Here is a 26,678-nt window from a genome sequence, read left to right as displayed (position 1 = left end):
CCACGGGCCGGGGTGAAGCAGTCGCCCGAGGGGCGGGGATCCGCGGCCCGATCACGGTCCCGCGGTGAAGCACCCCGCCCCGCCCGCCGTCAGCGTCGCGCGACGCCCTCGGCGCGGGCGGCGGCGGCCACCGCGGCGGTGACGGCGGGAGCGACCCGCTCGTCGAACGGCGACGGGATCACGTACTCCGCGGCCAGCTCGTCGCCGACGACGTCCGCCAGCGCGTTCGCCGCGGCGATCTTCATGCCCTCGGTGATCCTGGAGGCCCGCACCTGGAGGGCGCCCGCGAAGATCCCGGGGAACGCCAGCACGTTGTTGATCTGGTTCGGGTAGTCCGACCGCCCGGTCGCCACCACGGCCGCGTACTTGTGCGCGACGTCGGGGTGGACCTCGGGGTTCGGGTTGGCCATGGCGAACACGAACGCACCGGGTGCCATCGAGGCCACGGCCGGCTCGGGGACCGTGCCGCCGGAGACGCCGATGAAGACGTCGGCGCCGGCCAGCGCCGTTTCCAGCGTGCCGGTGATACCGGCCCGGTTCGTGAGCTCCGCCAGCTCGCGCTTGACGTCCGTGAGGTCGTCACGGTCGCTGCTGACGATGCCCTTGCGGTCGGCGACGGCGACGTCGCCGATGCCGGCCTCCAGCAGGAACTTCGCGATCGCCACACCGGCCGCTCCGGCCCCGGAGATGACGGCACGCAGGTCACCGAGCGTCCGGCCGGACAGCTTCGCCGCGTTGCGCAGGGCCGCGAGGGTCACCACGGCGGTGCCGTGCTGGTCGTCGTGGAAGACCGGGATGTCGAGGCGTTCCTGGAGCTTGCGCTCGATCTCGAAGCACCGCGGCGCCGAGATGTCCTCCAGGTTGACTCCGCCGAAGGAGGGCGCGAGGCGCACGACGGTCTCGACGATCTCGTCCGCGTCGGTCGTGGCGAGCGCGATCGGCACCGCGTCGACCCCGCCGAACTGCTTGAAGAGAATCGCCTTGCCCTCCATCACCGGGAGGGACGCCTCGGGACCGATGTCCCCCAGGCCGAGGACGGCGGTGCCGTCCGTCACGACGGCGACGACCTGCGACTTCCAGGTGTAGTCGTGGACGAGTTCGGGATGCTCGGCGATGGCGCTGCACACCTTTGCCACGCCGGGCGTGTACGCGAGGGACAGGTCGTCCTTGTCGCGGATCGGGACGGTGGCCTGCACGGCCATCTTCCCGCCGCGGTGAAGGGCGAATGCCGGATCGAAGGGCTCGTCCGCACCGATGGGCCCGGTCGTCCCGGCCGTGCCGTGCGTCGTGCTGTCGCTGCGAGGATTGACGATCTCCGCTGCCATTGTGTTGACCCCTTAAGTCTTCATCATTTGAGGGTGGCCACTCCTGGTTGAGGAGGGGTGGGCGGGCACCGCGTACGTTCCCGGCGCTGAGCGGGTTGGCCCGCTCCGGCAGGGGAGACACATACGCGCGGGCGCGCCGCACACGCGCCCTGAGCCCCGGATGAGGGGTGTAAAGGTCTTTCTTACCGGACGGACCGGGCCTCTTACGAGTCGGTATCGACTCGGTGACATGACTCATAGCCGAATATCTGGACAAGTCCACTAAGGGCTACAAAGGCCGTCCGTAGGTCGAGACGCACCGGAGATTCTCCGGAGGAGTACGCACTTTCCAGCAGATGGTCCGGCCTTGCCGTACCGGCCCATTGAGGTTCGGGGGTCGCCCGTTACCCGATTTTGACATGCCTGGCCCCCTGATTGGGTGAGTCCGAATGGCAAGATGCCCTAATCACACAAGGTGGCGACACCCGAAGGTGCGTGCGCATCCACCTGACCAGCCTTTCTCGACGCCGGAGGACTCCGACCATGACCGCAAGCACCCTCAGCCGTTCGACCGCGAAGTCACGGATTGCCGCGGTCTGCGCGGTCGCGGTCGCCGGCACCCTGCTACTGACCGCCTGCGGCGACCAGACCGACAGCGCCTCCACGAAGGACGGCGCGGCTTCCGAGAACAGCGCCCCGCTGTTCGACAAGCTCCCGGAGAAGTACCAGAAGTCCGGTGTCATCAAGGTCGGCACGAACGCCGAGTACGCACCGATGGAATCCGTCGAGAACGGCAAGATCGTCGGCGTGGACCCCGACCTCGCCGAGGCCCTGGGCAAGCAGCTCGGCGTGAAGTTCGAGTTCACCTCCGGCTCCTTCGACGGCCTGATCACCGCCCTCAACACCGGTCGCCACGACATAGCCATGTCGTCCATCACGGACAACAAGCAGCGCCAGGAGGGTCTGGACGACAGCGGCAAGAAGCTCGGCAAGGGCGTCGACTTCGTCGACTACTTCCTGGCCGGCACCGCGGTCTACACCAAGAAGGGCAACCCCGAGGGCATCAAGTCCATCGAGGACCTGTGCGGCAAGGGTGCGGCGGTCCAGCGGGGCACCACGTACGAGAAGGCCCTGAAGAAGCAGTCGACGGCTTGCACGGACGGCGGCGAGAAGGCCATCGACATCCAGTCCTTCGAGAACGACACCGAGGCCCAGACCCGTGTGAAGTCGGGCGGCGCCGTCGCCGGTGTCAACGACTACCCGGTCGCCCTCGACCTGGCCCGCAAGGCCAACGGCGGCAAGGACTTCGAGGTCGTCGGCGAGCAGGTCGACGCCGGCCCGTTCGGTATCGCCGTGAACAAGGACAACACCGAGCTCCGTGACGCGCTGCAGGAGGCCGTCGACGCGATCATCGCCGACGGCTCCTACAAGAAGGTGCTCGACAAGTGGGGTGCCGGCACCGGCGCGATCGACAAGGCCGCCATCAACGGCGGCAAGTGACCGGCGCACCACCGAAGGGCAGTCACCGTGACTGACATGTTCGACAAGGTGCCCGGCGGCCCATCGGCTGCCGCGGCACCCGTCTCCAAGGCCACCACCGTCGCACCGGAGACGATCAAGGCCATACCCGTCCGGCACTACGGCCGCTGGATCAGCGGACTGGTCGTGCTCGCCATCCTTGCTTCCCTGGTCTACGCCTTCTCCCAGGGCGACATCCAGTGGCAGGCGGTTCAGGACAAGCTGCTCGACGACACCGTCCTCGCGGGCGCCGGCCGCACGCTGATGATCAGTGTGCTCGCCATGGCCCTCGGCGTGGTCCTGGGTGTGCTGCTCGCCGTCATGCGGCTCTCCAGGAACCCGGTGACCAGCTGGGTCGCGTGGCTGTACATCTGGTTCTTCCGCGGCACTCCGGTCTATGTGCAGCTGCTGCTCTGGTTCAACCTGGCCCTCATCTTCCCGGTCCTCAACATCCCGTTCGTCTACAAGGACGAGATGACGGACGTGATGACTCCGTTCATGTGCGCCCTGCTGGGCCTCGCGCTCAACGAGGCCGCCTACATGGCGGAGATCGTCCGGGCGGGCATCCAGTCGGTGGACGAGGGACAGACCGAGGCATCGCACGCGCTCGGCATGACCCAGGCGAAGACCATGCGGCGCGTGGTGCTGCCGCAGGCGCTGCGTGTGATCATCCCGCCGACCGGCAACGAGTTCATCAACATGCTGAAGACCTCCTCCCTGGTCTACGCGGTGACCTACAACGAGCTCCTGCGCTCCACGTCGCAGATCGGCTCGACCTCGTACGCGGTCATGGAGATGCTCTTCGTCGCCTCCATCTGGTACATCGTCATGACCAGCGTGTTCAGCGTGGGTCAGTACTACCTGGAGCGCCGCTACGCCCGGGGCACGCTGCGAAGCCTGCCGCTGACCCCGCTCCAGCGGGCGAAGGTCGCCCTCACCTCCTTCAGCAACCGTCCCTCGGGAGGTGTCTCCGCATGACCGCCATGGTGAAGGCCGAGGGCGTACACAAGTCCTTCGGCCCCGCACACATCCTCAAGGGCATCGACCTGGAGGTCGCCCCGCGTGAGGTCTTCTGCCTGATCGGCCCGTCCGGTTCCGGCAAGTCGACGTTCCTGCGGTGCATCAACCACCTGGAGCAGATCAACGCCGGCCGGCTGTACGTCGACGGCGATCTGGTGGGGTACCGCCAGAAGGGCGACAAGCTCTACGAGCTCAAGGACAGCGAGGTCGCGCTGAAGCGCCGGGACATCGGCATGGTCTTCCAGCGCTTCAACCTGTTCCCGCACATGACGGCTCTGGAGAACGTCATGGAGGCGCCGATCCAGGTCAAGGGCGAGGCCAAGGCCGTCGCCCGGGCCCGTGCGGAACGGCTGCTGGACCGGGTGGGCCTGTCCGACAAGGCGAAGAACTATCCGTCCCAGCTCTCCGGCGGCCAGCAGCAGCGGGTGGCCATCGCCCGCGCCCTGGCCATGGAGCCGAAGCTGATGCTCTTCGACGAGCCGACCTCCGCGCTCGACCCGGAGCTGGTGGGCGATGTCCTGGACGTCATGCGCGGCCTGGCCGAGGACGGCATGACGATGATCGTCGTCACGCACGAGATGGGCTTCGCCCGTGAGGTCGGCGACGCGCTGGTCTTCATGGACGACGGCGTCGTGGTCGAGTCCGGCCACCCGCGCGACGTCCTGACGAATCCGCAGCACGACCGGACGAAGTCGTTCCTGTCCAAGGTGCTGTGACACCGTCGCGAACGGCGAGGAGGGCGGTACGGACCCCGGTCCGTACCGCCCTCCTCGCTTCCCGCGCCCCCTCTACCTCCGCGGAAGCACCTCCGGACTCAGGAGCAGGGTGCGCAGCTCCTTCCGGCCGAGGGGCGGCTCCTGGAGCAGCGGACCCTGGAACCGCTCTCCGAGATACCCGGTGCTGGACCGCGCGGCCAGCACCGAGCCGCCCTTGAGCACCGGTCCGCCGACGGCCTCCGGACCCCGCTGCGGGGTGCCTCCTTCGCCGTACTCCATCGAGTCGCTCCAGGTCGTCAGGGTGCCGGGCCGCCGGGGAGCTCCTCGCCGACACAGTCCGTACGGGGCGGCTCCTGACCCTGGGCGGCACAGAGGTCGCCGTCCCCGGCCCTGGCGCCCAGCTTCGCGCTCACGGCCGCCCGGTCCGTCAAGGACAGGGCGATGTAGCCGGAGCCGCCCCTCCTCGCTTCCCGTCGCGCTCTACTTCACGGCGAGGACCAGGCTGTCCGACGGCGAGGACCAGACCGTGCGCGCCTCGCCGAAGCCGGACTCGCGCAGGGTACGGGCGTGCCACCGGGCGGAGGGCATGTCACCGTCCGCGTGCTCGCCGTAGATCGCGAACCGCTCGGCGGTGGGTGCCGCGAGGGCCGGGTCCGTGGCCGCCAGGGCCCACCACTCCCGCCAGTCCACGGCCCCTTCGGCCTTGGCCAGGTCCATGGCCGCGTGCCGGTGGGCGCGTTCGGCGGCGTTGATGCGCGGGGTGTCGGTGTCGATCATGTGGTCCGCGTTCATGAAGACCCCGCCGTCCCTGACCACTCCGCCGATCTGCCCGTAGAGGGCGGCGAGCGGTTCGCTGTGCAGCCAGTGCAGGGCGGTGGCGGTGAGCACCGCGTCGTAGGAGGTGTGGGGCAGCCGCTCGGTCCAGGCCGCGTCCTTCAGGTCGGCCGTCACGAAGGTGACCCGGTCGTCGCCCTCGAAGGTGCCGCGCGCGATGGCGAGCAGCGCGGGGTCCAGGTCGACGCCGGTGCTGGTGGCGCGGGGGAACCGCTTGAGGAGCCGATCCGTGATACTTCCCGTACCGCACGCGAGGTCGAGCACTCTCGGTTCGGGCCCCACGACGGCCTCGACCATGTCCAGCATCACTCGGAACCGCTCCTCACGGTCCGGCATGTACCACTCCTGCTGCCGGTCCCAGCTCTCCTGCCAGGACTGCCAGTCGGTACCCGTCGCCGTCACTCGAACCTCCACCTGAACCCGTGTGCGTAAGACCCATTAATGGCGACCAACCATTACACTGGTCGACACACCGACCATAGACCGACACCGTAAGGACTACAAGTGGAATTGGCCTATTACTCGGACTATGCCGTGCGTCTGGTCAACACCGAGGAGCCGGGCCGCGGCAAGGACGCGCTCACCACGGTCGACTCCGTCCGGGAGCTGTTCGGTGCCAACGCCCAGGCCGCCCGCCGCGCGACGGACGCGGACGTGACCCGCTTCCGGTCCGCACGGGCCCGGCTGCGCGCGGTCTTCGAGGCGGCCGACGGCGGAGACCAGACCCTCGCGGTCGACCTGCTCAACTCCCTGTTGCTGGAGTTCCCGGTGAGCCCGCAGATCTCCGGCCACGACACCCGCGACGAGGACGGCAGCCCGGACTGGCACATGCACCTCGCCGACCACCCGTCGAACGCGACGGCGGGCTTCGCCGCGATCGCGGCGATGGGCCTCGCCTTCCATCTCACCTCGCACGGCGTGGACCGGCTCGGGCTGTGCGAGGCGGCGCCGTGCCGCAACGCCTACCTCGACACCTCCACCAACCGCTCGCGACGGTACTGCTCGGACCGCTGCGCGACCCGGGCCAACGTCGCCGCCTACCGGGCCCGCAAGCGCCTGGAGGGCGAACGCTCCGGCGACACACGGCGCACCGCGGACGCCGCCCAGCCGAGCAGTCCGAGCGGCGACCGCTGATCCTTCCTCAGCGGCCGGTAGCGGGCCCGCACACGGGCCAGCACGAGCTCCTCGGGCACCGCCCCGTAGTCCGTGCTGTCCCCGCCCGCGTACGCGTTGTCGCCCAGCACCCACCAGCCGCCGTCGCGCCGCTCTGTCGCCCGCTTGACGACCAGCAGGTCCTGCTGGAACGGGTGACGCAGGATCACCACGTCACCCGGGCGCACCGGCGCTCCGTGCTGCACGAGCAACCAGTCCCCGTGGTAGAGCGTGGGCACCATCGAGGGCCCCGTCACCTCCACGACCTGGAACGGTCTGCGCTCCGTCCGCCCGCTCCACGGCTCCTGTGCCGGTTCCGGCATCTGTGGCACCTCCCGGTCCGTCCTCCAGTACACGCCTTCGCGCACCGCTTCGTATTTTCGGCCAGCGGTCTCGTCCCCGCCCCGGACTTTTGGCCTAAGCCCTAGGGGGCAGCCGCAAAAAGCGGCTTCCTACGGAGTAATGTCCCACCTGAGAAGACGATCACGAGGAAGGACAGCTCCATGCTTTCCCGCCTGTTTGCCCCCAAGGTGAAGGTCAGCGCCCACTGCGACCTGCCCTGCGGTGTGTACGACCCGGCCCAGGCCCGCATCGAGGCGGAGTCCGTCAAGGCCGTCCAGGAGAAGTACCAGGCCAACGAGGACGCGGACTTCCGCACGCGCGCCGTTCTGATCAAGGAACAGCGTGCCGAGCTCGCGAAGCACCACGTCTCGGTGCTCTGGAGCGACTACTTCAAGCCCCCGCACTTCGAGAAGTTCCCGGAGCTGCACCAGCTGGTCAACGACACCCTGAAGGCGCTCTCCGCGGCCAAGGGTTCGAACGACCCGGCCACGGGCCAGAAGGCTCTGGACCTGATCGCCCAGATCGACACGATCTTCTGGGAGACCAAGAAGGCTTGATCTCTGGTTAGGCCGTCTGACCTGCGGTTTCGCTGGTCACGTCGCCTACCGGTCCGCACCCGGTCCGCAGGCCGCCGAGAACGGCGTCCATCACGGACCGGGTGCGGTCTTCTTCGCCCGGCCACAGGTGCGCGTAGATCCGCAGCGTGATGACGGCGGACGCGTGGCCGAGGACCAGCTGGACCTGCTTGACGCTCGCCCCGCCGCCGATGAGCGCGGAAGCGTAGAAGTGCCGCAGGTCGTGGGTCACCATGTGCGGCAGCTCGACGGACTTGCGGCCCTCACGCCCGGCCGCCTCGTTCTCCGCCGCCTGGAGCGCCTTGCGGGCGCAGTTCCACTCGGTCTTCCACCGTCGGTAGTTGAGCGGTTCCCCCTCCTCCATCGTGAACAGCCACTCCGTGGAGGGGCGCGCGGCGAGGTGTCCGAGGAGCGCGTCGGTGACGACCTCCCCGACCGGAACGGCCCGACGTGACTTCGCGGTCTTCGGCGGGCCGATCTTCCCCGACTGGAGCCGCTGCCGCTCCACGCGAATGCTGCCGGCCTTGAAGTCGACGTCCGACACCTTCAGGCCCAGCAACTCACCTATGCGCAAGCCTGACCCGGCGAGCATGACGACGGCCGCCCGGATGTACGGCGGCATCACACGGGCCATCGCCTCAACCTGAGCCACGGTGGGCGGGGTGACCTCCTCGTCCGGAATGACCGGAAGGGTGATCCGGCGGCACGGGCTGGAGGCGATGACCTTGTCATCCACTGCCGCCGTCATGACGCGCACCAGGACGTCGTGGACGTTCCGGACACTGCCCGGACCGAGCTGGTCGGACAGGTGCTTGAACAGCACTTGTATGTCGTTGCGGCGTATCGCCGCCAGGGAGCGGGCACCCAGCGCCGGTACGAGGTGGAGCCGGAGCGCGTTGTCGGTGATGCGCTCACCCGCCTCGCTCGCGATGAGCGAGCCCTGCCACCTCTCGGCGTATTTCGCGAAGGTGATGCGACCGGCGCGCGGGTCGACGTACTGACCAGTGACCACGCTGGTCGTGACCTCGTCGAGCCAGCGCTGGGCGTCGAGCTTCCGGTCGAAGTGGCGAGCGTGCTCCTTGCCGTCGAGATCACGGTAGCGGGCGCGCCATTTGCCGTTGGGGCGCTTCTGTACGTTCGCCAAGTGGCTTCTCCTCTGTGCTGGTTGTCAGTAGTGGCCCCCGTCCTCGATGTCGCCGCTGAGGACGCGGGCATCTCGCTCGTCCCCCATGAGGCGGAGGCATTGCTCGTGGATCGCCCGCGAGCTGTCCGGGTGGGCCTTGATGTGGCCGGCGACGGCGACCACGGCACGGTGCAGACGGTCGCGGGCGTCACGGGTTTCGTAGAACGCTTCGACGGCTTCCTGGACGAGCCGTCGGCTGTCGACGTCGAGCCCTTCGAGGGGCGGCGACATCAGCTCTTCGAGGGGGAGCTCGAAGACGCGGGAGAAGGCGAGCGCCTCATCGAGGTTGATCCGGCGACGGGGTGAGCCGTTCTCGATGCGCCACACGGCCGTCTGGTTCATCTTCACGCCCGCTCTGGTCACCCGCTCGGCCAGCTCAGTCGTGCTCCATCCTCTGACCTCGCGCTCCAGGGCCACGCGGCCCGCCACGTTGCCTTCGCTGTAGAGCAGCGGCACTTCGCCACCCTCGGCCTTCTCGCTTGCCATCGGACCTCCATCGCGACCGTCGCTATCCAAATTGAAACATGGGCTTCCCGGTTTGGCTAACCGCCGATCATGAGGTACTGATTATGCAGATCGAATCGTCGCCTAGCCGAATGGGAACACATGCGATACCTGACCACTGCCGAGGTCGCCGAGCGCTACCGCACCGCCGAGAGCACTGTCCGCTACTGGCGCCAGCTCAAGAAGGGGCCGTGCGGCATCAAGGTCGGCAAGCGGGTGCTCTACCCCGAGGCCGAACTGCTGCGCTACGAGCGCGCGTTGATCGACGGCGGAGACGAGTGGGGCCTGGTCTCATGAGCCGCCGGACCGCCCGGACACAGGAACGGCCCTCGGCGCGCCTACGCCGAGGGCCGGAGATCCCCTTGCACCTCGCCCATCCCTGAACGAACTGGTCGGGGGCGAGACCTTGCCCGTCTCGCCCCCACCCGAGAGGAACATCTATGGAAGACCCTACGTCCCCCGCCACCTCGAACACATCCGGTGTTGCCTGGCCACCGATCGCGGTCCCGGGCCAGGGGCTGCCCCGTGACCGAGAAGCACGCCCCGCCATCGGAGGCCCGCCCGCCGATGCTCCGAGCCGGAGCTCACGCGATTCGCGACCTGCCGAAACTAGTGCCCCGACAACAGCGTCGGACAGCGCAGGCGTTCCTGCTCCAGGCGGACCAGAGTCCCAAGATAGCGGCGGGCCGGCAGGCGAAGGCAGCGCGCTGCTGGACGATCTCCGCACGGCGATCGGGCGGTACGTGGTGCTGCCGAGCGACGAGGCCCTGACCGCCGTCACGCTCTGGGTCGCGGCCTCCCACATCCAGCCGGGCCTCCAGCACGCGCCACGGCTGGCGGTGGTCGGGCCGACCAAGGGGTGCGGCAAGTCCCGTCTCCTGGACGTCCTCTACGAGACCGTCCACCAGCCGATGATGACGGTGAACACCTCCCCCGCAGTCGTCTTCCGCGTCATCGGCAAGAACCCGCCGACGCTGCTGGTGGACGAGGCCGACACCATCTTCGGCCCCAAGGCGGGCGACAAGGAGGACCTGCGCGGCCTCCTGAACGCCGGGCACCAGCGCAACCGGCCCGCCTGGCGGATCTCCGGGCCGGAGCACAAGCCGACCGCGTTCCCCACCTTCGCCATGGCGGCGCTGGCCGGCATCGGCGACCTGCCGGACACGATCATGGACCGCGCAATCGTCATCCGCATGCAGAAGCGCAAGCCGGGCGAGCGGATCACCCCGTTCCGCTCGCGGTACTCCGTACCGGAACTGCACGCGCTGCGCGACCGGCTGGCCGACTGGCTGGTCCCGCTGCGCGGCACCGTCGCGGGCGCGGTGCCGAAGATGCCCGTCGAGGACCGTGCCGCCGACACCTGGGAGCCGCTCGTCATCGTCGCCGACCTCGCCGGCGGGCACTGGCCCGCGCGGGCACGTGCGGCCTGTCTGGCGATGACGCGCAACGAGGTGGTCCAGGACGAGCAGACGACGCTGAAGACGCGGCTGCTGCGTGACATCCGCCGTGTCTTCGACCAGGAGGGCGGCAGGGAGGCACTGCGCAGCCAAGACCTGCTCGCGGTCCTTATCCAGGACGCCGAGGCCCCGTGGGCGGAGTACGGCACGAAGGGGATGAACGCCTACCACCTGGCCAACCTGCTGCGCGACTTCGGTATCAGCCCGGCCAACTACCGGTTCGAGAACGGCCGGCAGGCCAAGGCGTACGCCCGCAATCAGTTCGTGGACGCCTGGGCCCGCTATTGCCCCGACCCCGCCCCGTCGGCACCCACTGCCGAGGTTCCGGCACGTCCGACCCCGGGCAGGCCACCCGCCCCTCCGTCCGGGACGCTGCCCACCGGCCCGCCGGGTGGGCCCGCAGGCCCCAGGCCCACTCGCTGACACCAGGTCCGCATCAATCCGTCGCATCCGTCCCCGCGCAGGTCAGCGCGGGGACGGATCTCCTCGGCGTTACGGATCGGTCCGTACCGGCGGCCGTATCCGTACCTGTGCTGACCAGCCACGCGACGGATGCGACGGATGCGACGAAGCCCCACCCCACGACTGACGGAGCACCACCATGCCCGAATCAAACACTGACGACACCACCTCCCGCCGCCGTAGGAAGCTGTTCAGGCTCACCCGACGACCAGCAGCAAGCTGGAGCGAACGAGCCTCTAACGAGGCTTCGTCCGCGCTTGCCCCCGCCCCAGGGGTGGCGGAGGGCAAGGCCGAGCGCCAGGGGGCGCCCGAGCCGGAGCAGGGGGTGGCCGAGGACTCCTTCCGGCCCGCAGCCGACTCCGCTCCTCCTCGTACGCCTGCCGATGCCCCACCGCTCGTCGAGCAGCCCTCCTGGCGGGATCTCGACGCCCCCGCCCTGCCCGCGCAGATGAACCGCAAGCGCACCGTGGAGAAGCGCGACCAGGAGAAGACCATCCGCTTCACACGCACCGCAGTCCAGGTGATCAGCACCGCCGCTCACCAGCGCGGTCAGAGGTTCGCCGGATTCGTCGGGGACGCAGCCCTGGCTGTTGCACAGGGCAAGGCGGCGATGGTCGGCAGCCCGGAGGACGATCCTCTCCGCCCGCTGATCGAGGCCGTCGAGGCGCACACCGTCGCGCTGAACCGCATCGGCGGCAACCTCAACCAGATCACCGCAGCCATCAACCGAGGAACGGTGCCCGAGCGCGCCGAGACGGTTCTCGACCGCGTCGAGCAAGCAGCACAGAACAGCTTCCACCTCATCGACCAGCTCCTCGCGAACGGCACGACCCATGGTTCCTGACGTCTCCACCGGCTCCGACAGCCGCGGACTGATCGCCTACCTCTTCGGCCCTGGGCGCCGCGACGAGCACACCAACCCCCACATCGTCGCTGCATGGGACATGACCGGCGCCCCGGACCCCGGCCGCGACCCGGCAGCCACCTACTCCCAGCTCGCCAGGCGACTCGACCACCACGTCGACCTCCGCACCCGCGAGCTGGGCGGCAAGAAGCCACCGCAGCACGTCTGGCACTGCCCAGTCCGCACCGCCCCCGGCGACCGCTACCTCACAGACACCGAGTGGGCCGAGGTCGCCCGCCGCGTCGTGCACGCCACGGGCATCGCCCCCAACGGCGACGAGAAGGCATGCCGATGGATCGCGGTACGCCACGCCGACGACCACATCCACATCATGGCCACCACCGTCCGCGCCGACGGACGCCGCCCACGCACTCACCAGGACGGCCGACGGGCTCAGGCCGAGTGCCGCAGGATCGAGACCGAGTTCGGTCTGCGCCGCCTGAAGTCCGGTGACCTCACGGCGCCTCGCACCCCCACCGGCGCCGAGCGCGCCAAGGCCGAGCGCCAAGGTCAGACCGTGACGGCACGGCAGTGGCTGCGCGAGCGGGCGTACGCCGTCGCCGCTGCCGTACACAACGAGGCCGACTACTTCACCGTGCTGCAATCCCTCGGCATCAAGGTCAAGACACGCCTCGGTCCTGAGACCGGCGACGTGATCGGCTACAGCCTCGCTGCACCCGGCGACACCAACAGCGCCGGCGAACCCGTCTGGTACGGCGGCTCCAAGCTCGCACCCGACCTCTCCATCAACCGCCTCCGCGAACACCTCCCCGACCAGGAGATGACCGACCGCCCCCGGTATGCGGCAGACCCTGCCGAGCCGTGGGAGCACACCATCACCGCGATACAGATGGCGCACTCCGTCCTCGACTCCGATGACGATGCCGCCGCCCAAGGCCACCTCGCCGCCTTCGGCGACGCCCTGTACAACATCGCCAGCTCCACGAGCGGCCCACACCGAGCGGAACTACGGGCGGCGGCGATGGCGTTCAACCGCGCCCGCCGCTCCGCCACCCGCGCCGACCACCAGGCCGCCACTGCCCTGCGCCAGGCCGCCACGGAACTCGCCTATGCCTCCAACGAGCCCGGCGGACTCGCCATCGCCCTGCTCTTCGCCACCGTGCACCTGGCCCGCGCCGCCGCCACCTGGCACGAACAGCGCGGCCACGAACAGCAGGCCGCTGCGGCCGAGGAAGCCTTCCTCCACCTCCATGCGGGCTACCAGCAGGCCGCCGCACCGGCCTTGGCGGAGCTTGCCCACCGCACACCACGAGCCGCCACCGCCAGCCGCTTCGAGCAGGACGTACGCGCGGCCCTCCCCGACCACGCCGACCGGATTCTCACCGACCCCACTTGGACCGCCCTGACCACAACCCTCGCCCAAGCCGAAACCGCAGGCCACAACCTTCGACGTCTCCTGACCGAGGTAAGTGCCCAACGAGAGCTCGACAGCGCCGAGCGCCCCGCCGAGGTCCTCAACTGGCGCATCGCCGCACAACCGAACCGGCGGACGCAAGCCGCTCGCAGGCAAAGCGCCATCAACGGCACATCAGTCAGGTCCGCCACGCCACACCCGCCGGCTACGCCAGTGACCACGAGGCCCGAGGAGCGCAGTCGGCACCGCTGACCGCGGATTCTCCCAGCCAGATTCCCGACGAAGGGACCGGCGGGCAAAGGCCGGCGCAGCCCCCGGTGCGACACGTTCCCCGAGGGAACACCGGAAGTGTTCCCTCGGGGAACGCCCAACCCTGAAAGGACGGGGCTTTCCGTTCAGTTCCGGATGGCGTACCAGATCAGCGATCAGCTTGAGCGCTGAGCGGTTGCCTGAAGGTGCTCATAGAGGAAGGGGGCGTCGAGACGTGTGTCGATGACACGATCGCGCACGTCGGTGAGAAGCCAGCCCAGCAGTTCGGCAGTGGCGTCGTACTCATCGTAGAAGCCCATGCGCAAGTCGGTGATCTCGAACTCGAACATCACGTCGTCAACGAGGTCTGCCAAGTGCGCATCGGCGGCTGGGGTATTGGTCGCGGTCCATACGTTCAGCCAAGGACGCAGGCTGTTGGTGGCCACGGTGATGACGCTGAGGGAATCCCTGACGGGCACGGGGCTGGGGTGAGTATGCAGCGTGCTCTGCCACCAAGCGGACCAGACGTCCTGCAGGGCCTCGGCCAAGGGCAAGTCCCAGGTGGCCCAGCCCGCGTGGATCAAGCGGGAGGCAATGAGCTCCTCGTCGATGTGGAGCCGGCCTGTGACGAGTAGCCGAATGATGCGCGGGACGAGGTGACGATAGAGACGAGGAAAGTCTTCCCAATGATCAGGCGTCTTTGCGGCAACCGAGGAACCCAGGTTGTCGCCTATGAGGTGCAGCGGGCCGGAGAGTTCGGCGAAGTCGCGATCGCCGTAGCAGTACGTGCATCCTGTGACGAGGAAGGAACCTTCTGAGGCGAAGGCGTGGTCCAGGGCATCGAGAGCTGTCATGAGCTGCTCAGAGCAAGACATGAAGACCTGCCGGGGGACTCCGTCCGGGTGACCGGCGAAGATCGCAGGCTATCAGGCCGTCCCCCGCCTTTCACGGAATACCTTGATGGTCCGAGTGGAGGGGAGCGCAGTTCCGTGTAAGGACCTATCTCCGATCCTTACACGGGCGACTCGATAGGGTCGGGCCATGATGGAGAGTCCCGTGGTCGAGCTACTTGAGACCGAGTACCGGCGCGTTTGGGACCGCTTCTACGACGAGTTCACGTTCCGGCCGAGTACGAGTTCATTCAAGTGGCCGGCCATCAAGGAGCCCGTCGCATCGGTTACCTGGAGCCTTGCCGTGCTTGACGACGATCCTGAATACGAGCGTTTGGACCGCTTGGTCGAGGTGGTCGAGCAGGGGCTGAAGTCCTGCATGGGTCGGAGCGGAACACTGCTCGCGCTCGACTGGCAGCACACGTCGTATCGCTTCGCACCGCTGGGCGTCGGCGGCCCGGGGCAGCTGGCCTGGCCTTTGAGCCCGTATCCCGATGGGGACTACTACATCTACCTCTCGGAAGACTTCCGGACGGGCAGTTTTGGGCACCCCTGGGAACAGTCCCTCTGTCTGTTCGGTCAGGAATTCCTCGACGCCGCATCCGCGGAGGTGGAGAAGCTTCTCGGCCAGCCGATCCGTAGGTCCGGCAGGGCAGTCGGCACCGCCTGAGTTGGGCCCCCGACTCCACAGGAACCAGGGAGTCAACCCCACAGCGCATCCTGACGCCCTCGCTGCTCTGCTCGCGGCAGCGAGGGCATGAGCGTCAAACGGCGCGGGCTGTGGGTAACTGCGCGAGCCACATCGTCACCTCGGTCAGATGCTCGGGCTGCAGACCGAGATGTGGGTCGGGCTGAACGATCAGTGTCGGCGTTCCGCTGGCAGTACGCTCCGCCGTCCAGTCGTGGTCGAGGCTGGTGAAATCGTCGTCGATCCAAACGGCGGGGGCGTCTGCCAGCCAGACGTCGACGTGGTCGCGTTTCCAGAGGTAGCCGTCGGGGTGGCTGGTGGTGATCTGGGGGCGAGGCAGGTCGAGGTAAGGGAAGTCGGGCAGCCCCAGGAGAGGGCCGATGATCGTGGTGGCGTCCCTGCGCCAGCTCGTGCACCACACGGGGGTGACGAGTCCGCTGGTCAGGAGGTCGGTGAGCATGCAGCCGTGGCTCGGGTCGAGCCAGATGGGCACGGGGTCGTCGGGGTGCCGGCCGGTGGGCAGGACGGTGTGCCGTACGTGGGTGGGCGGGGTGCTGCCGTCGGCGGCCGGGAAGGGGATGAGGACGCCGTCGATGTCGAGGAGCAGGTAGGGCAGGGGCATCGTTTCCTCCATCGGTCAACGTTTGCGGGCGGTGATCAGGAGGGTGGTGGGCCACGGGTCGCGGCGCGGGTGCCGCAGCTCCACCGCCGAGGTGACGCGCAGGCCGGTCCGGGAGAGGTGGGCTCCCCAGCGGCGGGCGTCGAACTCCCATCGGGCTAGGGGCAGTCGGGTGCGGTCGGGCATGGTGACGTAGTCCTCGCGCGGACGGTCGTCCGTGGATGGATGTCTTCCGGCCCGTGCCGGGTGGGGGACGGAGAAGGCCAGGACACCGCCAGGTTTCAGGCGTCGGGAAATGGCGGCGAGGAGGAGCTCGGGGGCGACGAGGCCGACGGCGCCGAAGACGGAGTAGATCGTGTCGAAGGTCTGGCCGGTGGCCTGTAGGTGGTGCAGTGCGTGGCCGGCGGTGAAGGTGGCGCCGTCGATGTGGCCGTAGTGGGAGCGGGCGCGGCGTACCTGGAGGCCGATCAGGTCCACGCCGGTGGCGCGGGCCTGGTGGTACTTCGCGAGGTGGGCCACGTTGTGGCCGGGGCCGCAGCCCAGCTCCAGGAGGCGCTTGCCGGACAGGTCCCGTCCCAGGATCTCGGCGCCGGGACCGAGGCCGGCGTGGGTGCTCCATTCCATCCGGGCCGGCGCGGTGAGGGCGTGTGCGGGGGCGGCGGCTGTGCGCTGGGCTGCGTGGGCGTACCAGGGGGAGATCTGGGCGAGCACCTAGACCTCCAGAAGTTGGACCACGTCGTTCAGGTGGCGGCGGACGACGGGGATGTAGGCGGGGTCCTTGGCCGGGTCGTCGATCCAGCGGATGGCCTGCTCCATGAACCACTCCACGGCCCACATGCGATGCCAGCCCAGGGCCCATGCTTCTGCGGCCAGGCCGCCCCGAGCGGCGAGGGCGTCCTCATGACCACCTGCAGTGACGTACTGCTCTAGGAACACCCGCATGCGGAAGGGGCTCGGTACGTCGGTGGTGCCGTGGTACGAGGCGAGGTCGATCAGGCCGGGGCCGGTGAAGGCGCGTGCGAAGTCGAGGAGGTGCCATCCGTTCTCCCCGATGTGGACGCTCGTGGGGTGGAACTCGGAGTGCACCCAGCCGAACGGGTCGAGCGTCGCACCCTGGACACGGGCCTCGGCCGCGGCGGAGATCTTCCCCAGTGTGGTCTCGATGTCGTCGCAGTCCCTCCATCGGTCGGCTTTCCGCAGCCGCTGGAGGTGATTGAGGGCTCGGCCGGGCAGGGCTGCGAGGCCCTCGCCGTCGAGGAGTGGCAGACCGCCCGCCGGGCGGACTGCGTGGAGCATGACGGCGGCGGCGACACCGTCGAGGTCGTCGGCGTCCCGTACGGGGTTGCCGAGGTCGTCCATGAGCATCCCGAGCCACTTGTCCTGCATGGCAGTGGCGTGGAGGGCGGGCACCGGGAGGCCGCGCTGGTATGCCGCCCGCAGGGCCTGGGCCTCGCGGTCGAAGGGCTCTTTGGCGTACTTGAAAATGGCTGTCGTGCCGTCGGGGAAGGTAACGCGTTCGACGCCGGACATGCCCCAGACGCGAATCTCGGCACGGTGGGGGAGGGGCTTGCCGACGAGGGTGCACAGGTCGTCCAGCAGGGTGGCGGACGGGCTCTGGTCCATGGGGGGTCTCCAGGGGCTGGTGGGCTCCGGGGCGGGCGCGCGCGAGCTGGCCCGCCCCGGAGCCGTACTGGGGGCGGGGTTACTCGGCTGCGGTCACACGGTGGGCGTAGACCTGCTCGATCCAGCCCGCCTTGAACTCGGCCAGGTCGTCACGAAAGTTGGCCATCGAGGCACCGTAGGGCGCGACGACGCCGCCGGACTGGTCCGGCACGGACTGGCAGCCGTGCACGAGCCGACCGCCGAGCGCGGCGTGGGCCTTGATGGACTCAATCCGGCGGTGCTCGTTGAACCAGCCGCCGTGGTAGACCTCGTCCAGCATCCCGCCCGTCTCGTCGTCCAGGTCGAAGACGACGGACATGGCGGCGGGGAAGAACCAGCACGGGCCGACGTTGGAGATGTGCCCGTCCAGTTCGACCTTGTTGAGCGCCATCAGCGTGGCGGCCTCGCGAAGCATGCGCAGGTGGTCGGCGGTGATCTGCGGGAGGCCGAGGCCGGCCAGGTGCTCCTCGCGGAAGAGGTACGCGTACACCCCGTACGCCGTCGTCAGCACACGGGCGGCGTCGGAGGTGGATTCGCTGTGCTGCTTGATGAAGTCGAGCGCGAGCTGCTCGACCGCGCTCTCGGTCGTCTCGTTCACGTCCAGGAGCTGCGCCTTCACCAGCTCCCAGTCGGCGACGAGCCAGGTGTTGGACTCGAAGCGGAAGAAGTACTCGGCCGGGTCGATGGTGATGCGTCGGCCGTCGACCTGGATGCCGGGCAGGCGGTTCCAGCGCGGGTCGAAGGCGTCGGGCAGCTCGACCGTGATGGTCGCGGTGTCGATGGTGGTCACCGTGTCTCCGTCTCTGATCGTCCGGACCGGGGCACAGGAATGCCCGAGCCCGTTGGGGCGTACGGAACTTGGGGGCCGCCCGGCCCGCGATGCCGTGAGTGGGGCGGCTCTCGATAAGTGAACCGCCCGCTACGCAGAGTGGGTACGGTGTGACCGAGGCCAAGCGGTATACACGGTTTACGGAATCGGAGCGGAGGCGATCGTGCCGGCACCGACCAGCGCCAACTCCCGCCTGCGCGACACGATCAACGCCACCGGATGCACGTACGAGGCACTCGCCAAGGACGTACGCCGCATCGCCGCCGAGAACGGCGAACTGCTCCAGACGAACAAGTCGGCCATCTCCCACTGGGTGGGCGGTGCCCGCACGCCATCCGGCCAGGCAGGCCAGTACCTCGCCGAAGCCCTCTCACGGCGGCTGGGCCGCGTCGTCACCCGAACCGAGCTCGGCCTCCACTCACCCGACACGGAGTCGCCACCGGACACCGACCCCGTCACCGCGGTCACCGACCTCGGCCGCGCGGACGTCGAGCGCCGCCGCTTCCTCGCCATCGCCGCCTTCACCACGGCCGGCGTGGCCATGCCGCTACAGCACGACCACGAAGCCACCTCGCGCATGCTCCGCGCCCGCACCGCACGCTCCCTCATCGGCAGCGACGACATCGACGTCGTACGACAGATCACGGCAGCCTTCAGCGCCGCCGACGAACGGCTCGGCGGCGGGCACGGCCTGACCACAGTCACCGCGTACCTCGCCGACACGGCAGCCCCAATACTGCGCGGCCGCTTCCCCACAGAAGCCTTACGCCAGGCAGCCTTCGGCGCCGTCGCCGAACTCGCCTACCTCGCAGGGTGGAAGCACCACGACCTCGGACACGAAGGCGCTGCCCAGCGCTACTACCAGGTCGGCTACCAACTCGCCTGCGAAGCCGACCCCCACGGCCATGCCGCCTGGATGATGCGCGCCCTCGCCCATCAATCCCTCAGCCTCAAGCAACCCCACCACTGCGTGGACCTCGTCAAAGGAGCCCTCACCCGCGGCCTCGGCCACGTAGACGGCCAGACGGAAGCGCTCCTCCACATCACGCACGCCCGCGCCTACGCAGCCGTCGGCGAGAACCCATTGGCCGCTCGTGCTCTCCTCGCCGCCGAAGACGCACTCCTGCGCGAAGACGGGCCCCAGCCCAGCTTCTCCCGCGTCAGCGGCCCAGCAGCCGGCACCGTGTCCAGCCACACCGCCCGCACCCTGACCGACCTCGCCGACCACATCGGCACGGAACAGCAGCACCGCGACGCCCTCACCCGCTGGGACCCGGAGAAGTACAAGCGCGTCCACGCCCTCACCCACGCCGACCTCGGCGACAGCCTCGCCGCCCAGGCCCGAGCCGACGAAGCCGTCGCGGCCTGGACCCAGGCCCTGGTCCTCATGGAGGGCATGACCTCCGACCGCACCCGCAAGGCCATCACCTCGATCCGCTCCACGCTCGCGATCTACCAGCGCCGCCGCGTCCCCGGAGCCGCAGATCTCGCCCGCCGAGCCCGCGAGGCCCTCGCCTAACATGCCCAACAACCTGCCCGACGAAGGGAACCTCGTGGCTCAGCAGACCGACAACCGCCCCCAAGCCCTCAAGCCGGCGCTCGACTCGATGACGCTGCTGGTCGCGGCCGTCATCGTCCACGACAAGGCGGCCAACCGTGTCGTGCTCCTGCAGCGCAGCGAGAACGCCAAGTTCGCCCAGGGCCTGTGGGACTTGCCGGTCGGCAAGAGCGAGCCGGGGGAGCCGATCACCGAGACTGCGGTCCGCGAGCTGTACGAGGAGACCGGCCTCACGGTGAAGCCGGAGGCCCTCAAGGTCGCCCACATCATCCACGGAGCCTGGGGCGTTGAGTCCCCCAATGGCTTCCTCACGGTCGTCTTCGCCACCCACGAATGGACCGGCGAACCCGAAAACCGCGAACCCAGCAAGCACTCCCAGGTCCGCTGGGTCGACGCAGACGCAGTGCCCGACAATTTCGTCGACACCACTTCTAGCGCCCTTCACCGATACCTCACGGGAGGCCCGGAGGTCTCCCTCGATGGCTGGCAGTAGATGCGTCCAAGTGATTTCCAGGCAGATGCTCCGCCGCGCGTCCCCGGACCGGGAGACATCTGATGCCCGTACCTCACCAACTTCCGTCGGCGGCACCACCCGCTCCCGGAGGGTTGTCGCACCGTCACCGCGTGGTCAGGATGTACCCATGACAAGGTCATATGACCCGTGGACCTGGGAGTGGCGTCGGCTCCGGTGCCTTGCAGGCTGCGGTGACCCTGTGAAGCGCAATGTTGATGCATGGGTGGAGCTGTACGGGGCGCAATCCGGAAGTTGGCTCGCAGCGTCCCGCATAGACGCGGGACGGGGATTCGCCGACCCACTTCCGCCCCCTACTGGTGAGCCGCTGTACATGCTGGGAGCTGCACACCGGACTTGTCTAGACTCGGCCGTCAAACTCCTTCGGCAAGGACGTGCGGTTCTCGATCAACCCCTTCAAGAGGCGTTTGTCGACGTGCCTCCCCGTGGCTCGGAAGAGACATATTCGCTACCCACGCAACGCGGCCTGTGTCCCTTCTGCCCGAACTTGGAGCAGAAGCCAACAAAGGAGCACATCTACCCGAAGTGGCTGATTCGGGAGCTGCGCCGGCTAGGCGTAAAGAATGGCTCGCCGGATCCACGGCAGCGGAAGATCGAATGGCCGACCGCTCCCGCGTGCCAGCGCTGCAACAACAACTGGATGTCGGTCCTCGATAACGACGCCTCTTCGATCATGCTCCCCATGTTCTTCAGCACCCGCCTCGTAAGCGAGGAAGAGCAGCTGAGACTCGCTCTATGGGCGGCCATGAAAGCGGTGCTCTTCGACTCCGCTGGCGAAGCTGTCATCCCTCGCGGGTTCAGTCAGAGCCTGGAGATCTTCCGCCATCCGCACCCCGGCATGCACGTATGGATCGCGGCGTACCACGACAGCAACCCGTTGGCCCTCGTCATTCGTCCCATCTATGCACCCCAGCCGACGAAGGGGGAAATCGATCAGCTCAATGGCTGGTGTGCCACCTTCTCCGTGCTTCGGGTCGCCTTTCAGGTGTTCATTCCGTTCGTAGAAGGAAATCTCGCTCCACTCCCGGACTTCCACGGCTCGGTGGCGGAGCTGTGGCCCCCATCGGGCAAGGTCCTGGATTGGCCGCCGCCATACTATTTCGACAGCGAGTCCATAAACGGCCTCGCGGCACGGATTCACGACAACCGAGACGTCGTCAAGATGGAGGTCACCCTCACAGAGGCCGTCCGGGAGCCGCCCGAGCTGCCTGACTCTGCTCCCGCCCCCTAGAACAGCGCAGCCGCATCTACGGAAACGCTCATCGCCGAACAGGAAGCCATCTAGGCTGGTCTGACGTGAACTGGGGTCACTTTCGAGGGGAATATATGTCTCGCACGGGCAGGATCACCGTTGGAGTGATCGCCGCACTTGGTATCGCATCCACTCCGGTGGTCTGGCTGTTGGACGGCCCTGGTGCGGGCCAGTTCATCGGTGCCACTGTGCAAGCCGGGACGGGAATCGCTGCGGCATTCTGGACCTGGCGTCAGGGGCGGAGCAGACCAGACCCTGTGACGGCTACACCACTGTCGGACACGGCCATCGACACGGGGGAAGCAAAAGCCACCAGCGGCGGTTCGGCGCGCACCGGCGTGCGACGCCCTCGGGCCGTAGGGGATGGGACAGCCCGAGCCGTACGCACCGGAGACGCAACCGCAGACGGTAAGGGGAGCAGCGCTAGTACTGGTATCGACTACAGCTAAGCGATCACAGGTCTAAAGGATGGCAGCCGCAATGACGTGGACCAAGGGTGGCTCCCCGCTCTTCGACGATGGCGATCGTCCCAGCGTCGGTGCGGTAGAACCAACTGACGCGGTCGTCGTAGCGGATACAGGGGATGCCGAAGCTAGCGACAACGGATCAGCCAACACCGGTTATCGCGGGCCGTCTCCTGACGTCCCCAGCGATGGGGCAGCAGAACTAGCAGTCGTTACGCACACTGGAGCAGCCACCGCTTCCTCCGGCGGGGTGGCCAACAGCGGCTACATCGCCAAGTTGACGGTGATCCAGCCACACGTCCCGCGCGCGCCGGCCCCCTGGCCGCACCAGGTGGGCGTACTTCCGCCCACGGCAACCGCCTTTCAAGAACGGCCTTCGGCAGATGCCCTCCGTGCAATACCGCCTGGCAGCTCGGTGATCCTCACGGGCACCGGGGGCGTTGGCAAGACACAACTCGCGGCCAGCCTCGCACGCAGCGCCTGGGAGTCCAGTCGCATCGACGTTTTGGTGTGGATCACCGCCGGTAACCGCGCGGCGGTGATCTCCGCGTATGCCCAGGCGGCAGCAGAGATTTTGGGAATCTCCCCCACTGATCTGGAGCACGCTGCTAGAGCCTTTCTTTCTTGGTTGGAGCCGAAAAGAGGCGCTCAACTCTGCCGTTGGCTAATCATCCTGGACGGTCTTGCTGACCCCAGCGATATGCGTGGCCTCTGGCCGCCTTCCAACCCTCATGGCACCACAGTGGTGACAACGCAACGCCGGGATGCGGCCTTGGCCGGGCAGGGTCGACAGTTCGCGGACGTCGGCCTATTCACATGCGGCGAGGCGCTCTCCTACCTGACCGAGTTCTTGGCGATACACGACCGCATCGAACACCCTGATCAGTTGGCAGAACTGACGACCGACCTCGGGCACCTGCCGCTCGCGCTCTCCCAGGCTGCGGCCTACGTCGTCGACGCGGCAATGAGCCTCTCTGACTACCGAAGCATCTTGAAGGAGCGGGCAACAGAACTCCGGGACGTACTTCCTGACCCGAGTGCCCTCCCCGACGATCAAGACACGACCGCCGCTGCCGCCTGGTCACTCTCGATTGAGCGTGCCGACCTCCTCCGCCCCGCTGGCCTAGCACGTCCGATGCTGCAATTGGCCTCGACGCTCGACGGAAGCGGCATTCCTATCTCAGTTTTAACCAGCAAGCCTGCACTGACCTACTTGGCCGACAGCAGGGCGATCATAAGTGGAAGCCGGCCGCCCCTCACTGAGGTGTCCGCCACTGATGCCCTTGGTGCAGTGCGATCATTGCATCGTCTGAATTTGGTTGACCATAATCGTTCGGATGCGTGCCAAACTGTACATACGCACCAACTAATTCAACGCGCAACCCGTGAGGCCCTCCCCCCTGAAGCACGAACCAAGCTAGCAAGCGCCGCTTCCGATTCCCTGGCGGCGAGTTGGCCGGATATTGATCGCAATACCAGAATGGATCAGGCGCTTCGAGCCAATGCCGAGACTCTCCTACAGGTAGCTGGCGATAAGCTATTCAATCCCTACCCACACGTAATTCTTTTCCGATTGGGAAGGAGCCTTGGAGAGGCCGGGCAAGTAGATCTAGCTATATCGCATTTTCGCGACGTCGCGGCCACATCAGAGCGTATCAACGGGCACCTGCATCCGCTCGCTCTAGCAGCACGTGGGAACCTCGCAGCCTGGTTTGGCGAATCGGGCGCCCACACCGAAGCGGTCACCGAGCTCGAATCGATCCGAATCTCCCAGAGTCATCTCCTGGGCGCTAATCACCCGCACACCCTCACTAGCCGATTTAACCTCGGGATATTCCGAGGACGGTCAGGCGATTATTTGGGTGCAGTCAAGGAACTTCGGAGTCTTTTGCCAGACCAAATGCTCACCTGGGGCGAATACCACCGCGAGACGCTTTTCACCCGTCACGAACTCGCCCGTTGGACGGGTAGGGCTGGCGACATTGCTGCCGCAATCGACAACCTTCAGTCACTGGCCGTCGACCAAGAACATGCCCTCGGCCCGACCGACCCGGACACGCTGTTCACCGAACATGACCTCGCTTGCTGGAAGGGCCAGGCAGGCCAGCCCGTCCTCGCAGCCAAGAGCCTTGCGACCTTGAGAATCTCCCTTACTGACGTCCTGGGGGCCGACCATCCACGCACCCTCACCCTCCGAGGCGACCTTGCCAGGTGGCGAGCCAAGGCGGGTAACCCTGCGGGTGCCGTACGGGACCTCAGACGCCTACTAAGCGACCGGGAACGAATTCTTGGCCCCAGTCATCCATCCACCCTTACAACGCGAAACGACCTAGCTTCTTGGATTGGCGAGGCCGGGGATCCTGCTGGTGCAGTTCGCGAATTCTCCTCGCTCATACCGGACCTTGAGAAAGTTCTAGGACCAGGAAATATCGTAACCCTCACGGCCCGGGACAACCAGATAACGTGGCGCGCACGCAGCGGCGAGATCCTTGGCACCGATAGGGAATCGAGTAGATTACTGCTCGACATGGCGGATTTTTTGGGTTCTACGCACCCCACAACTCTCACAGCACGCCACAATAATGCTGACCGCCAGGGAGCATCAGGCGATGCAGCAGGGGCCGCGGTTAGCTTCAGGATCCTTTTGATCGACTTCGAGCGAAACCTCGGTGTAGACCATCCCTCAACCGAAGTATGCCGAAGGGGCCTTGCTTATTGGGAGAGTCGCCTCAGAGGTGGGGGAAGGTAATAAAGGTAAGCGCGGGGCCATTTTTAGCGCTGCCTCTGGAGTGAGGACGGCTTGGCGGCTGTCGTGGCACCGTGCGGGAAGCTGACGAGATCCACAACACGTGCCTGGTCAGATCTTTCACTGCCTCCACGTTCACGCAGTGGTGTGCTTGTGCGAGTAGCCGGCCCGTCGCTCATACGGTTCGCACTCAGCGCGCCCGCGCAGCACTTTGAACAGTCGGGGGCCCGAGGGGTCGAACGCCCACGGTGGCACGGCAGGGCCGCCATCCGTCTGAGTAGCTGCATCTGCTGCAGCGGTACAAGGTCCACAGTCCGCACACAGTCCGCAGGACACCCAATTACGACTGTCGTACCCCATCGCTAGCCATCAGGAAAAGGCCAGGTCAGCAACCCACAGGAGACATCCCGGCAGGTCACCGACCCGGCCCATTACTTGGAGACCAAGAAGGCCTGATCTCTGGTTGGGGGGTACGACCTGCGATTCCGCCGGTCATACCGCCTGTCCTTCCGCACCCGGTCCGCGGGACGCCGAGCACGGCGTCCCGCACGGACCGGGTGCGGTCTTCTTTCCCGGCGGCGAAGCCCCGGCACGCCCGGATCAGGCGTCCATCAGCAGGTGGCGGTAGCTCTCCGGGTTCCTCCGGAGATAGTCGGCCAGGCTTTCGGCCGGGCGTCCCGTCAGCGTGGGAACGGCGTCCGAGACCGTGTCCAGCTCACCGGCCGCGATCGCCTCGTACGAGGTGACCCAGCCGGCCACCTCCCACTCCTCGGCGCCGTAGCCGGCGCGTGAGGCGTAGGCCTCCTCCCTGGTCTCGGGGACGTACCGGATCTCGCGTCCGGTACGGCGGCTCAGCTCCGCGGCCGCCTCCGCCAGCGTGAACGCCTCGGGCCCCGTGAGGGCGTACGTCACGCCGTCGTGGACGGCCCCCTCGTCCAGCAGGACGGCCGACGCCGAGTCCGCGATGTCCTCGTGGGAGACGGCCGAGACCCGCCCCTCCCCTGCGGGGCCGCGCAGGACGCCGTCGGTAGCGGTCATCGCGGGAAGCCCCGCCAGATACCAGCTGTCCCGCAGGAAGGTGTGACGCACGCCCGTCATCCTGATGTGCGCCTCCGTGTGCCAGTGGTCCCGGGCGAACGTGAACGTCGCATCCGGTGCCGCGCCCAGGAACGACACGTACACGATGCGCTCGACTCCCGCGGCGAGGGCGGCGTCCACCGCGGTGGTGTGCTCCAGCACCCGGCCCGGGCTCTCGTGCGCCGAGACGAGGAAGAGGGTGTGTGCGCCGTCGAGCGCACGGTGCATGGCCTCCCCGTCCCCGTACGCGGCGGGAGGCGCCGCGACCGTGCCGGGCAGCCGGGGCAGCCGGGAGGGGTCCCGGCCGAGGAGACGCACGGGGACGCCGGTCCGGGCCAGCCGCGCGGCGACCCTGCCGCCGACCGCCCCGCTCGCGCCCGTGACCGCGACGAGGGGGCTGATCACCGGGCCCCGCCCGCCTCGGCCGCGGCGCGTACGGTGTGCTCGGCCAGGGTGCGCACCTCCACGACCGCATCGGCGGGCAGCGGCCCGTAGAAGTGGGGGAACTCCTCGCCGCCGGGCTCCACGGCTTCGAACCGCACGGGCGCCGGGAGCCGCTCCGCGTCGATGACCAGCACGACCAGGCCCTCGTCGTCCGATCCGTACAACGCCCGTGCGACCGATGGGAGCTGATGGGGCAGCGAGCAGTGGATGAACCCTTCCTCGCTCAGGGTCCGGCCCTTCGTGGACATCTCGTACGTCCCCGCTCTGCGGGCGGCCTCCCACAGGGGCGCTTCGGTGAGGTGCAGCAGCTGTTCGGTCATCG

27 protein-coding genes are annotated in these 26,678 nt (G+C 67.8%); 14 read left to right on the top strand and 13 right to left on the bottom strand.

What is annotated here, in order from left to right:
* Window positions 1-89 precede the first annotated feature (89 nt).
* Complete coding sequence (locus B9S57_RS15650) at window positions 90-1,325, bottom strand: NADP-dependent malic enzyme (RefSeq protein ID WP_103516187.1); 1,236 nt, start codon at window positions 1,323-1,325, stop codon at window positions 90-92.
* A gap of 522 nt (window positions 1,326-1,847) precedes the next feature.
* On the opposite strand from B9S57_RS15650, the gene B9S57_RS15645 reads away from it, so the two are divergent.
* From B9S57_RS15645 to B9S57_RS15635, 3 genes are read left to right on the top strand one after another with little or no spacing between them, the layout of a single operon-like run.
* The gene (locus B9S57_RS15645; protein WP_103516186.1) at window positions 1,848-2,804 is read left to right on the top strand and encodes an ABC transporter substrate-binding protein; all 957 of its coding nucleotides are present in this window, start codon (window positions 1,848-1,850) and stop codon (window positions 2,802-2,804) included.
* Window positions 2,805-2,831: 27 nt separating this feature from the next.
* Complete coding sequence (locus B9S57_RS15640; protein WP_374935942.1) at window positions 2,832-3,800, top strand: amino acid ABC transporter permease; 969 nt, start codon at window positions 2,832-2,834, stop codon at window positions 3,798-3,800.
* Window positions 3,797-4,558, top strand: coding sequence for an amino acid ABC transporter ATP-binding protein (locus B9S57_RS15635; RefSeq protein ID WP_103516184.1), 762 nt, complete (start codon window positions 3,797-3,799; stop codon window positions 4,556-4,558). The genes B9S57_RS15640 and B9S57_RS15635 overlap by 4 nt, the downstream gene beginning before the upstream one ends.
* 72 nt (window positions 4,559-4,630) lie before the next feature.
* On the opposite strand, the gene B9S57_RS15630 is transcribed toward B9S57_RS15635, so the two are convergent.
* Together B9S57_RS15630 and B9S57_RS15625 are read right to left on the bottom strand one after the other, a co-directional pair.
* Window positions 4,631-4,837 (bottom strand): hypothetical protein, encoded by a 207-nt coding sequence (locus B9S57_RS15630; RefSeq protein WP_103516183.1) that lies wholly within the window; start codon window positions 4,835-4,837, stop codon window positions 4,631-4,633.
* Between the two features lie 201 nt (window positions 4,838-5,038).
* Window positions 5,039-5,728: a trans-aconitate 2-methyltransferase gene (locus B9S57_RS15625; protein ID WP_258036402.1), complete on the bottom strand. Its 690-nt coding sequence runs from the start codon at window positions 5,726-5,728 to the stop codon at window positions 5,039-5,041.
* A 168-nt stretch (window positions 5,729-5,896) separates the two neighbouring features.
* Here B9S57_RS15625 and B9S57_RS15620 point away from each other — a divergent pair, with 168 nt between their 5' ends.
* Entirely contained in the window at window positions 5,897-6,526 is a 630-nt protein-coding gene (locus B9S57_RS15620; RefSeq protein ID WP_103516181.1) for an ABATE domain-containing protein, read from the top strand.
* On the opposite strand, the gene sodX is transcribed toward B9S57_RS15620, so the two are convergent.
* The gene (sodX, locus tag B9S57_RS15615; protein WP_103516180.1) at window positions 6,430-6,867 is read right to left on the bottom strand and encodes a nickel-type superoxide dismutase maturation protease; all 438 of its coding nucleotides are present in this window, start codon (window positions 6,865-6,867) and stop codon (window positions 6,430-6,432) included. The genes B9S57_RS15620 and sodX overlap by 97 nt on opposite strands.
* Window positions 6,868-7,047: 180 nt before the next feature.
* Here sodX and sodN point away from each other — a divergent pair, with 180 nt between their 5' ends.
* The gene (gene sodN, locus B9S57_RS15610) at window positions 7,048-7,443 is read left to right on the top strand and encodes a superoxide dismutase, Ni (RefSeq protein ID WP_103516179.1); all 396 of its coding nucleotides are present in this window, start codon (window positions 7,048-7,050) and stop codon (window positions 7,441-7,443) included.
* A 7-nt stretch (window positions 7,444-7,450) separates the two neighbouring features.
* Here the strand turns inward: sodN and B9S57_RS15605 are convergent, their stop codons facing one another.
* A complete protein-coding gene (locus tag B9S57_RS15605) occupies window positions 7,451-8,605 on the bottom strand; it encodes a site-specific integrase (protein ID WP_103516178.1) in 1,155 nt (384 codons plus the stop codon).
* Between the two features lie 24 nt (window positions 8,606-8,629).
* Window positions 8,630-9,130 carry a helix-turn-helix transcriptional regulator gene (locus B9S57_RS15600; RefSeq protein ID WP_100561490.1) on the bottom strand — a complete coding sequence of 167 codons (501 nt, stop codon included), beginning with the start codon at window positions 9,128-9,130 and terminating at the stop codon, window positions 8,630-8,632.
* A 120-nt stretch (window positions 9,131-9,250) separates the two neighbouring features.
* On the opposite strand from B9S57_RS15600, the gene B9S57_RS15595 reads away from it, so the two are divergent.
* The 4 genes from B9S57_RS15595 (at window position 9,251) to B9S57_RS15580 (ending at window position 13,598) form a co-directional block, all read left to right on the top strand.
* A complete protein-coding gene (locus B9S57_RS15595) occupies window positions 9,251-9,445 on the top strand; it encodes an AlpA family transcriptional regulator (protein WP_018959079.1) in 195 nt (64 codons plus the stop codon).
* Between the two features lie 143 nt (window positions 9,446-9,588).
* Entirely contained in the window at window positions 9,589-11,028 is a 1,440-nt protein-coding gene (locus tag B9S57_RS15590) for a DUF3631 domain-containing protein (RefSeq protein WP_164493634.1), read from the top strand.
* A gap of 313 nt (window positions 11,029-11,341) precedes the next feature.
* The gene (locus B9S57_RS15585; protein ID WP_103516177.1) at window positions 11,342-11,911 is read left to right on the top strand and encodes a hypothetical protein; all 570 of its coding nucleotides are present in this window, start codon (window positions 11,342-11,344) and stop codon (window positions 11,909-11,911) included.
* The gene (locus tag B9S57_RS15580) at window positions 11,901-13,598 is read left to right on the top strand and encodes a relaxase/mobilization nuclease domain-containing protein (protein WP_103516176.1); all 1,698 of its coding nucleotides are present in this window, start codon (window positions 11,901-11,903) and stop codon (window positions 13,596-13,598) included. The genes B9S57_RS15585 and B9S57_RS15580 overlap by 11 nt, the downstream gene beginning before the upstream one ends.
* A gap of 173 nt (window positions 13,599-13,771) precedes the next feature.
* On the opposite strand, the gene B9S57_RS15575 is transcribed toward B9S57_RS15580, so the two are convergent.
* Window positions 13,772-14,470: a hypothetical protein gene (locus B9S57_RS15575; protein WP_103516175.1), complete on the bottom strand. Its 699-nt coding sequence runs from the start codon at window positions 14,468-14,470 to the stop codon at window positions 13,772-13,774.
* A gap of 181 nt (window positions 14,471-14,651) precedes the next feature.
* On the opposite strand from B9S57_RS15575, the gene B9S57_RS15570 reads away from it, so the two are divergent.
* On the top strand, window positions 14,652-15,155 hold the full coding sequence (locus tag B9S57_RS15570) for a DUF2716 domain-containing protein (RefSeq protein ID WP_258036401.1): 504 nt from the start codon (window positions 14,652-14,654) through the stop codon (window positions 15,153-15,155).
* Window positions 15,156-15,249: 94 nt separating this feature from the next.
* Here the strand turns inward: B9S57_RS15570 and B9S57_RS15565 are convergent, their stop codons facing one another.
* The 4 genes from B9S57_RS15565 to B9S57_RS15550 all read right to left on the bottom strand — a co-directional run bounded on the left by B9S57_RS15565 (window position 15,250) and on the right by B9S57_RS15550 (window position 18,244).
* Window positions 15,250-15,795: an HAD domain-containing protein gene (locus tag B9S57_RS15565; protein WP_103516173.1), complete on the bottom strand. Its 546-nt coding sequence runs from the start codon at window positions 15,793-15,795 to the stop codon at window positions 15,250-15,252.
* Window positions 15,796-15,810: 15 nt separating this feature from the next.
* Window positions 15,811-16,503 (bottom strand): bifunctional 2-polyprenyl-6-hydroxyphenol methylase/3-demethylubiquinol 3-O-methyltransferase UbiG, encoded by a 693-nt coding sequence (locus B9S57_RS15560; protein ID WP_103516172.1) that lies wholly within the window; start codon window positions 16,501-16,503, stop codon window positions 15,811-15,813.
* The gene (locus tag B9S57_RS15555) at window positions 16,504-17,415 is read right to left on the bottom strand and encodes a phosphotransferase (RefSeq protein WP_103516171.1); all 912 of its coding nucleotides are present in this window, start codon (window positions 17,413-17,415) and stop codon (window positions 16,504-16,506) included.
* A 79-nt stretch (window positions 17,416-17,494) separates the two neighbouring features.
* Window positions 17,495-18,244, bottom strand: a complete 750-nt coding sequence (locus B9S57_RS15550; protein ID WP_103516170.1) for a hypothetical protein — start codon at window positions 18,242-18,244, stop codon at window positions 17,495-17,497.
* Between the two features lie 202 nt (window positions 18,245-18,446).
* Between B9S57_RS15550 and B9S57_RS15545 the strand changes: the two genes are divergently transcribed.
* The 4 genes from B9S57_RS15545 (at window position 18,447) to B9S57_RS15525 (ending at window position 24,838) form a co-directional block, all read left to right on the top strand.
* The gene (locus B9S57_RS15545) at window positions 18,447-19,802 is read left to right on the top strand and encodes a transcriptional regulator (RefSeq protein WP_103516169.1); all 1,356 of its coding nucleotides are present in this window, start codon (window positions 18,447-18,449) and stop codon (window positions 19,800-19,802) included.
* 1 nt (window position 19,803) lies between these two features.
* Complete coding sequence (locus B9S57_RS15540) at window positions 19,804-20,334, top strand: NUDIX domain-containing protein (protein WP_103516168.1); 531 nt, start codon at window positions 19,804-19,806, stop codon at window positions 20,332-20,334.
* Window positions 20,335-20,860: 526 nt separating this feature from the next.
* Window positions 20,861-21,604 carry a hypothetical protein gene (locus tag B9S57_RS15535; protein WP_146057763.1) on the top strand — a complete coding sequence of 248 codons (744 nt, stop codon included), beginning with the start codon at window positions 20,861-20,863 and terminating at the stop codon, window positions 21,602-21,604.
* 501 nt (window positions 21,605-22,105) lie between these two features.
* The gene (locus B9S57_RS15525) at window positions 22,106-24,838 is read left to right on the top strand and encodes a tetratricopeptide repeat protein (protein ID WP_181011359.1); all 2,733 of its coding nucleotides are present in this window, start codon (window positions 22,106-22,108) and stop codon (window positions 24,836-24,838) included.
* A gap of 597 nt (window positions 24,839-25,435) precedes the next feature.
* Here B9S57_RS15525 and B9S57_RS15520 read toward each other — a convergent pair.
* Window positions 25,436-26,317 (bottom strand): SDR family oxidoreductase, encoded by an 882-nt coding sequence (locus tag B9S57_RS15520; protein WP_103516164.1) that lies wholly within the window; start codon window positions 26,315-26,317, stop codon window positions 25,436-25,438.
* Window positions 26,314-26,676, bottom strand: coding sequence for a DUF952 domain-containing protein (locus B9S57_RS15515; RefSeq protein ID WP_103516163.1), 363 nt, complete (start codon window positions 26,674-26,676; stop codon window positions 26,314-26,316). Before B9S57_RS15515 ends, B9S57_RS15520 begins: the two co-directional genes overlap by 4 nt.
* Between the last annotated feature and the right edge of the window lie 2 nt (window positions 26,677-26,678).

This window comes from Streptomyces sp. SM10, from assembly GCF_002910915.1.
Lineage (GTDB): Bacteria > Actinomycetota > Actinomycetes > Streptomycetales > Streptomycetaceae > Streptomyces.
The sequence above is the reverse complement of the archived record's forward strand: the minus strand, read 5'-3'. Positions and strand labels throughout refer to the sequence as shown.

Excerpts from the sequence above, each read along its gene's own strand:
- B9S57_RS15650 (WP_103516187.1), bottom strand. The coding sequence starts at position 1,325 with ATGGCAGCGGAGATCGTCAATCCTCGCAGCGACAGCACGACGCACGGC.
- B9S57_RS15645 (WP_103516186.1), top strand. The coding sequence starts at position 1,848 with ATGACCGCAAGCACCCTCAGCCGTTCGACCGCGAAGTCACGGATTGCC.
- B9S57_RS15635 (WP_103516184.1), top strand. The coding sequence starts at position 3,797 with ATGACCGCCATGGTGAAGGCCGAGGGCGTACACAAGTCCTTCGGCCCC.
- B9S57_RS15630 (WP_103516183.1), bottom strand. The coding sequence starts at position 4,837 with ATGGAGTACGGCGAAGGAGGCACCCCGCAGCGGGGTCCGGAGGCCGTC.
- B9S57_RS15625 (WP_258036402.1), bottom strand. The coding sequence starts at position 5,728 with ATGCCGGACCGTGAGGAGCGGTTCCGAGTGATGCTGGACATGGTCGAG.
- sodX (WP_103516180.1), bottom strand. The coding sequence starts at position 6,867 with ATGCCGGAACCGGCACAGGAGCCGTGGAGCGGGCGGACGGAGCGCAGA.
- sodN (WP_103516179.1), top strand. The coding sequence starts at position 7,048 with ATGCTTTCCCGCCTGTTTGCCCCCAAGGTGAAGGTCAGCGCCCACTGC.
- B9S57_RS15600 (WP_100561490.1), bottom strand. The coding sequence starts at position 9,130 with ATGGCAAGCGAGAAGGCCGAGGGTGGCGAAGTGCCGCTGCTCTACAGC.
- B9S57_RS15595 (WP_018959079.1), top strand. The coding sequence starts at position 9,251 with ATGCGATACCTGACCACTGCCGAGGTCGCCGAGCGCTACCGCACCGCC.
- B9S57_RS15590 (WP_164493634.1), top strand. The coding sequence starts at position 9,589 with ATGGAAGACCCTACGTCCCCCGCCACCTCGAACACATCCGGTGTTGCC.
- B9S57_RS15580 (WP_103516176.1), top strand. The coding sequence starts at position 11,901 with ATGGTTCCTGACGTCTCCACCGGCTCCGACAGCCGCGGACTGATCGCC.
- B9S57_RS15575 (WP_103516175.1), bottom strand. The coding sequence starts at position 14,470 with ATGTCTTGCTCTGAGCAGCTCATGACAGCTCTCGATGCCCTGGACCAC.
- B9S57_RS15565 (WP_103516173.1), bottom strand. The coding sequence starts at position 15,795 with ATGCCCCTGCCCTACCTGCTCCTCGACATCGACGGCGTCCTCATCCCC.
- B9S57_RS15555 (WP_103516171.1), bottom strand. The coding sequence starts at position 17,415 with ATGGACCAGAGCCCGTCCGCCACCCTGCTGGACGACCTGTGCACCCTC.
- B9S57_RS15540 (WP_103516168.1), top strand. The coding sequence starts at position 19,804 with ATGCCCAACAACCTGCCCGACGAAGGGAACCTCGTGGCTCAGCAGACC.
- B9S57_RS15525 (WP_181011359.1), top strand. The coding sequence starts at position 22,106 with ATGACGTGGACCAAGGGTGGCTCCCCGCTCTTCGACGATGGCGATCGT.
- B9S57_RS15515 (WP_103516163.1), bottom strand. The coding sequence starts at position 26,676 with ATGACCGAACAGCTGCTGCACCTCACCGAAGCGCCCCTGTGGGAGGCC.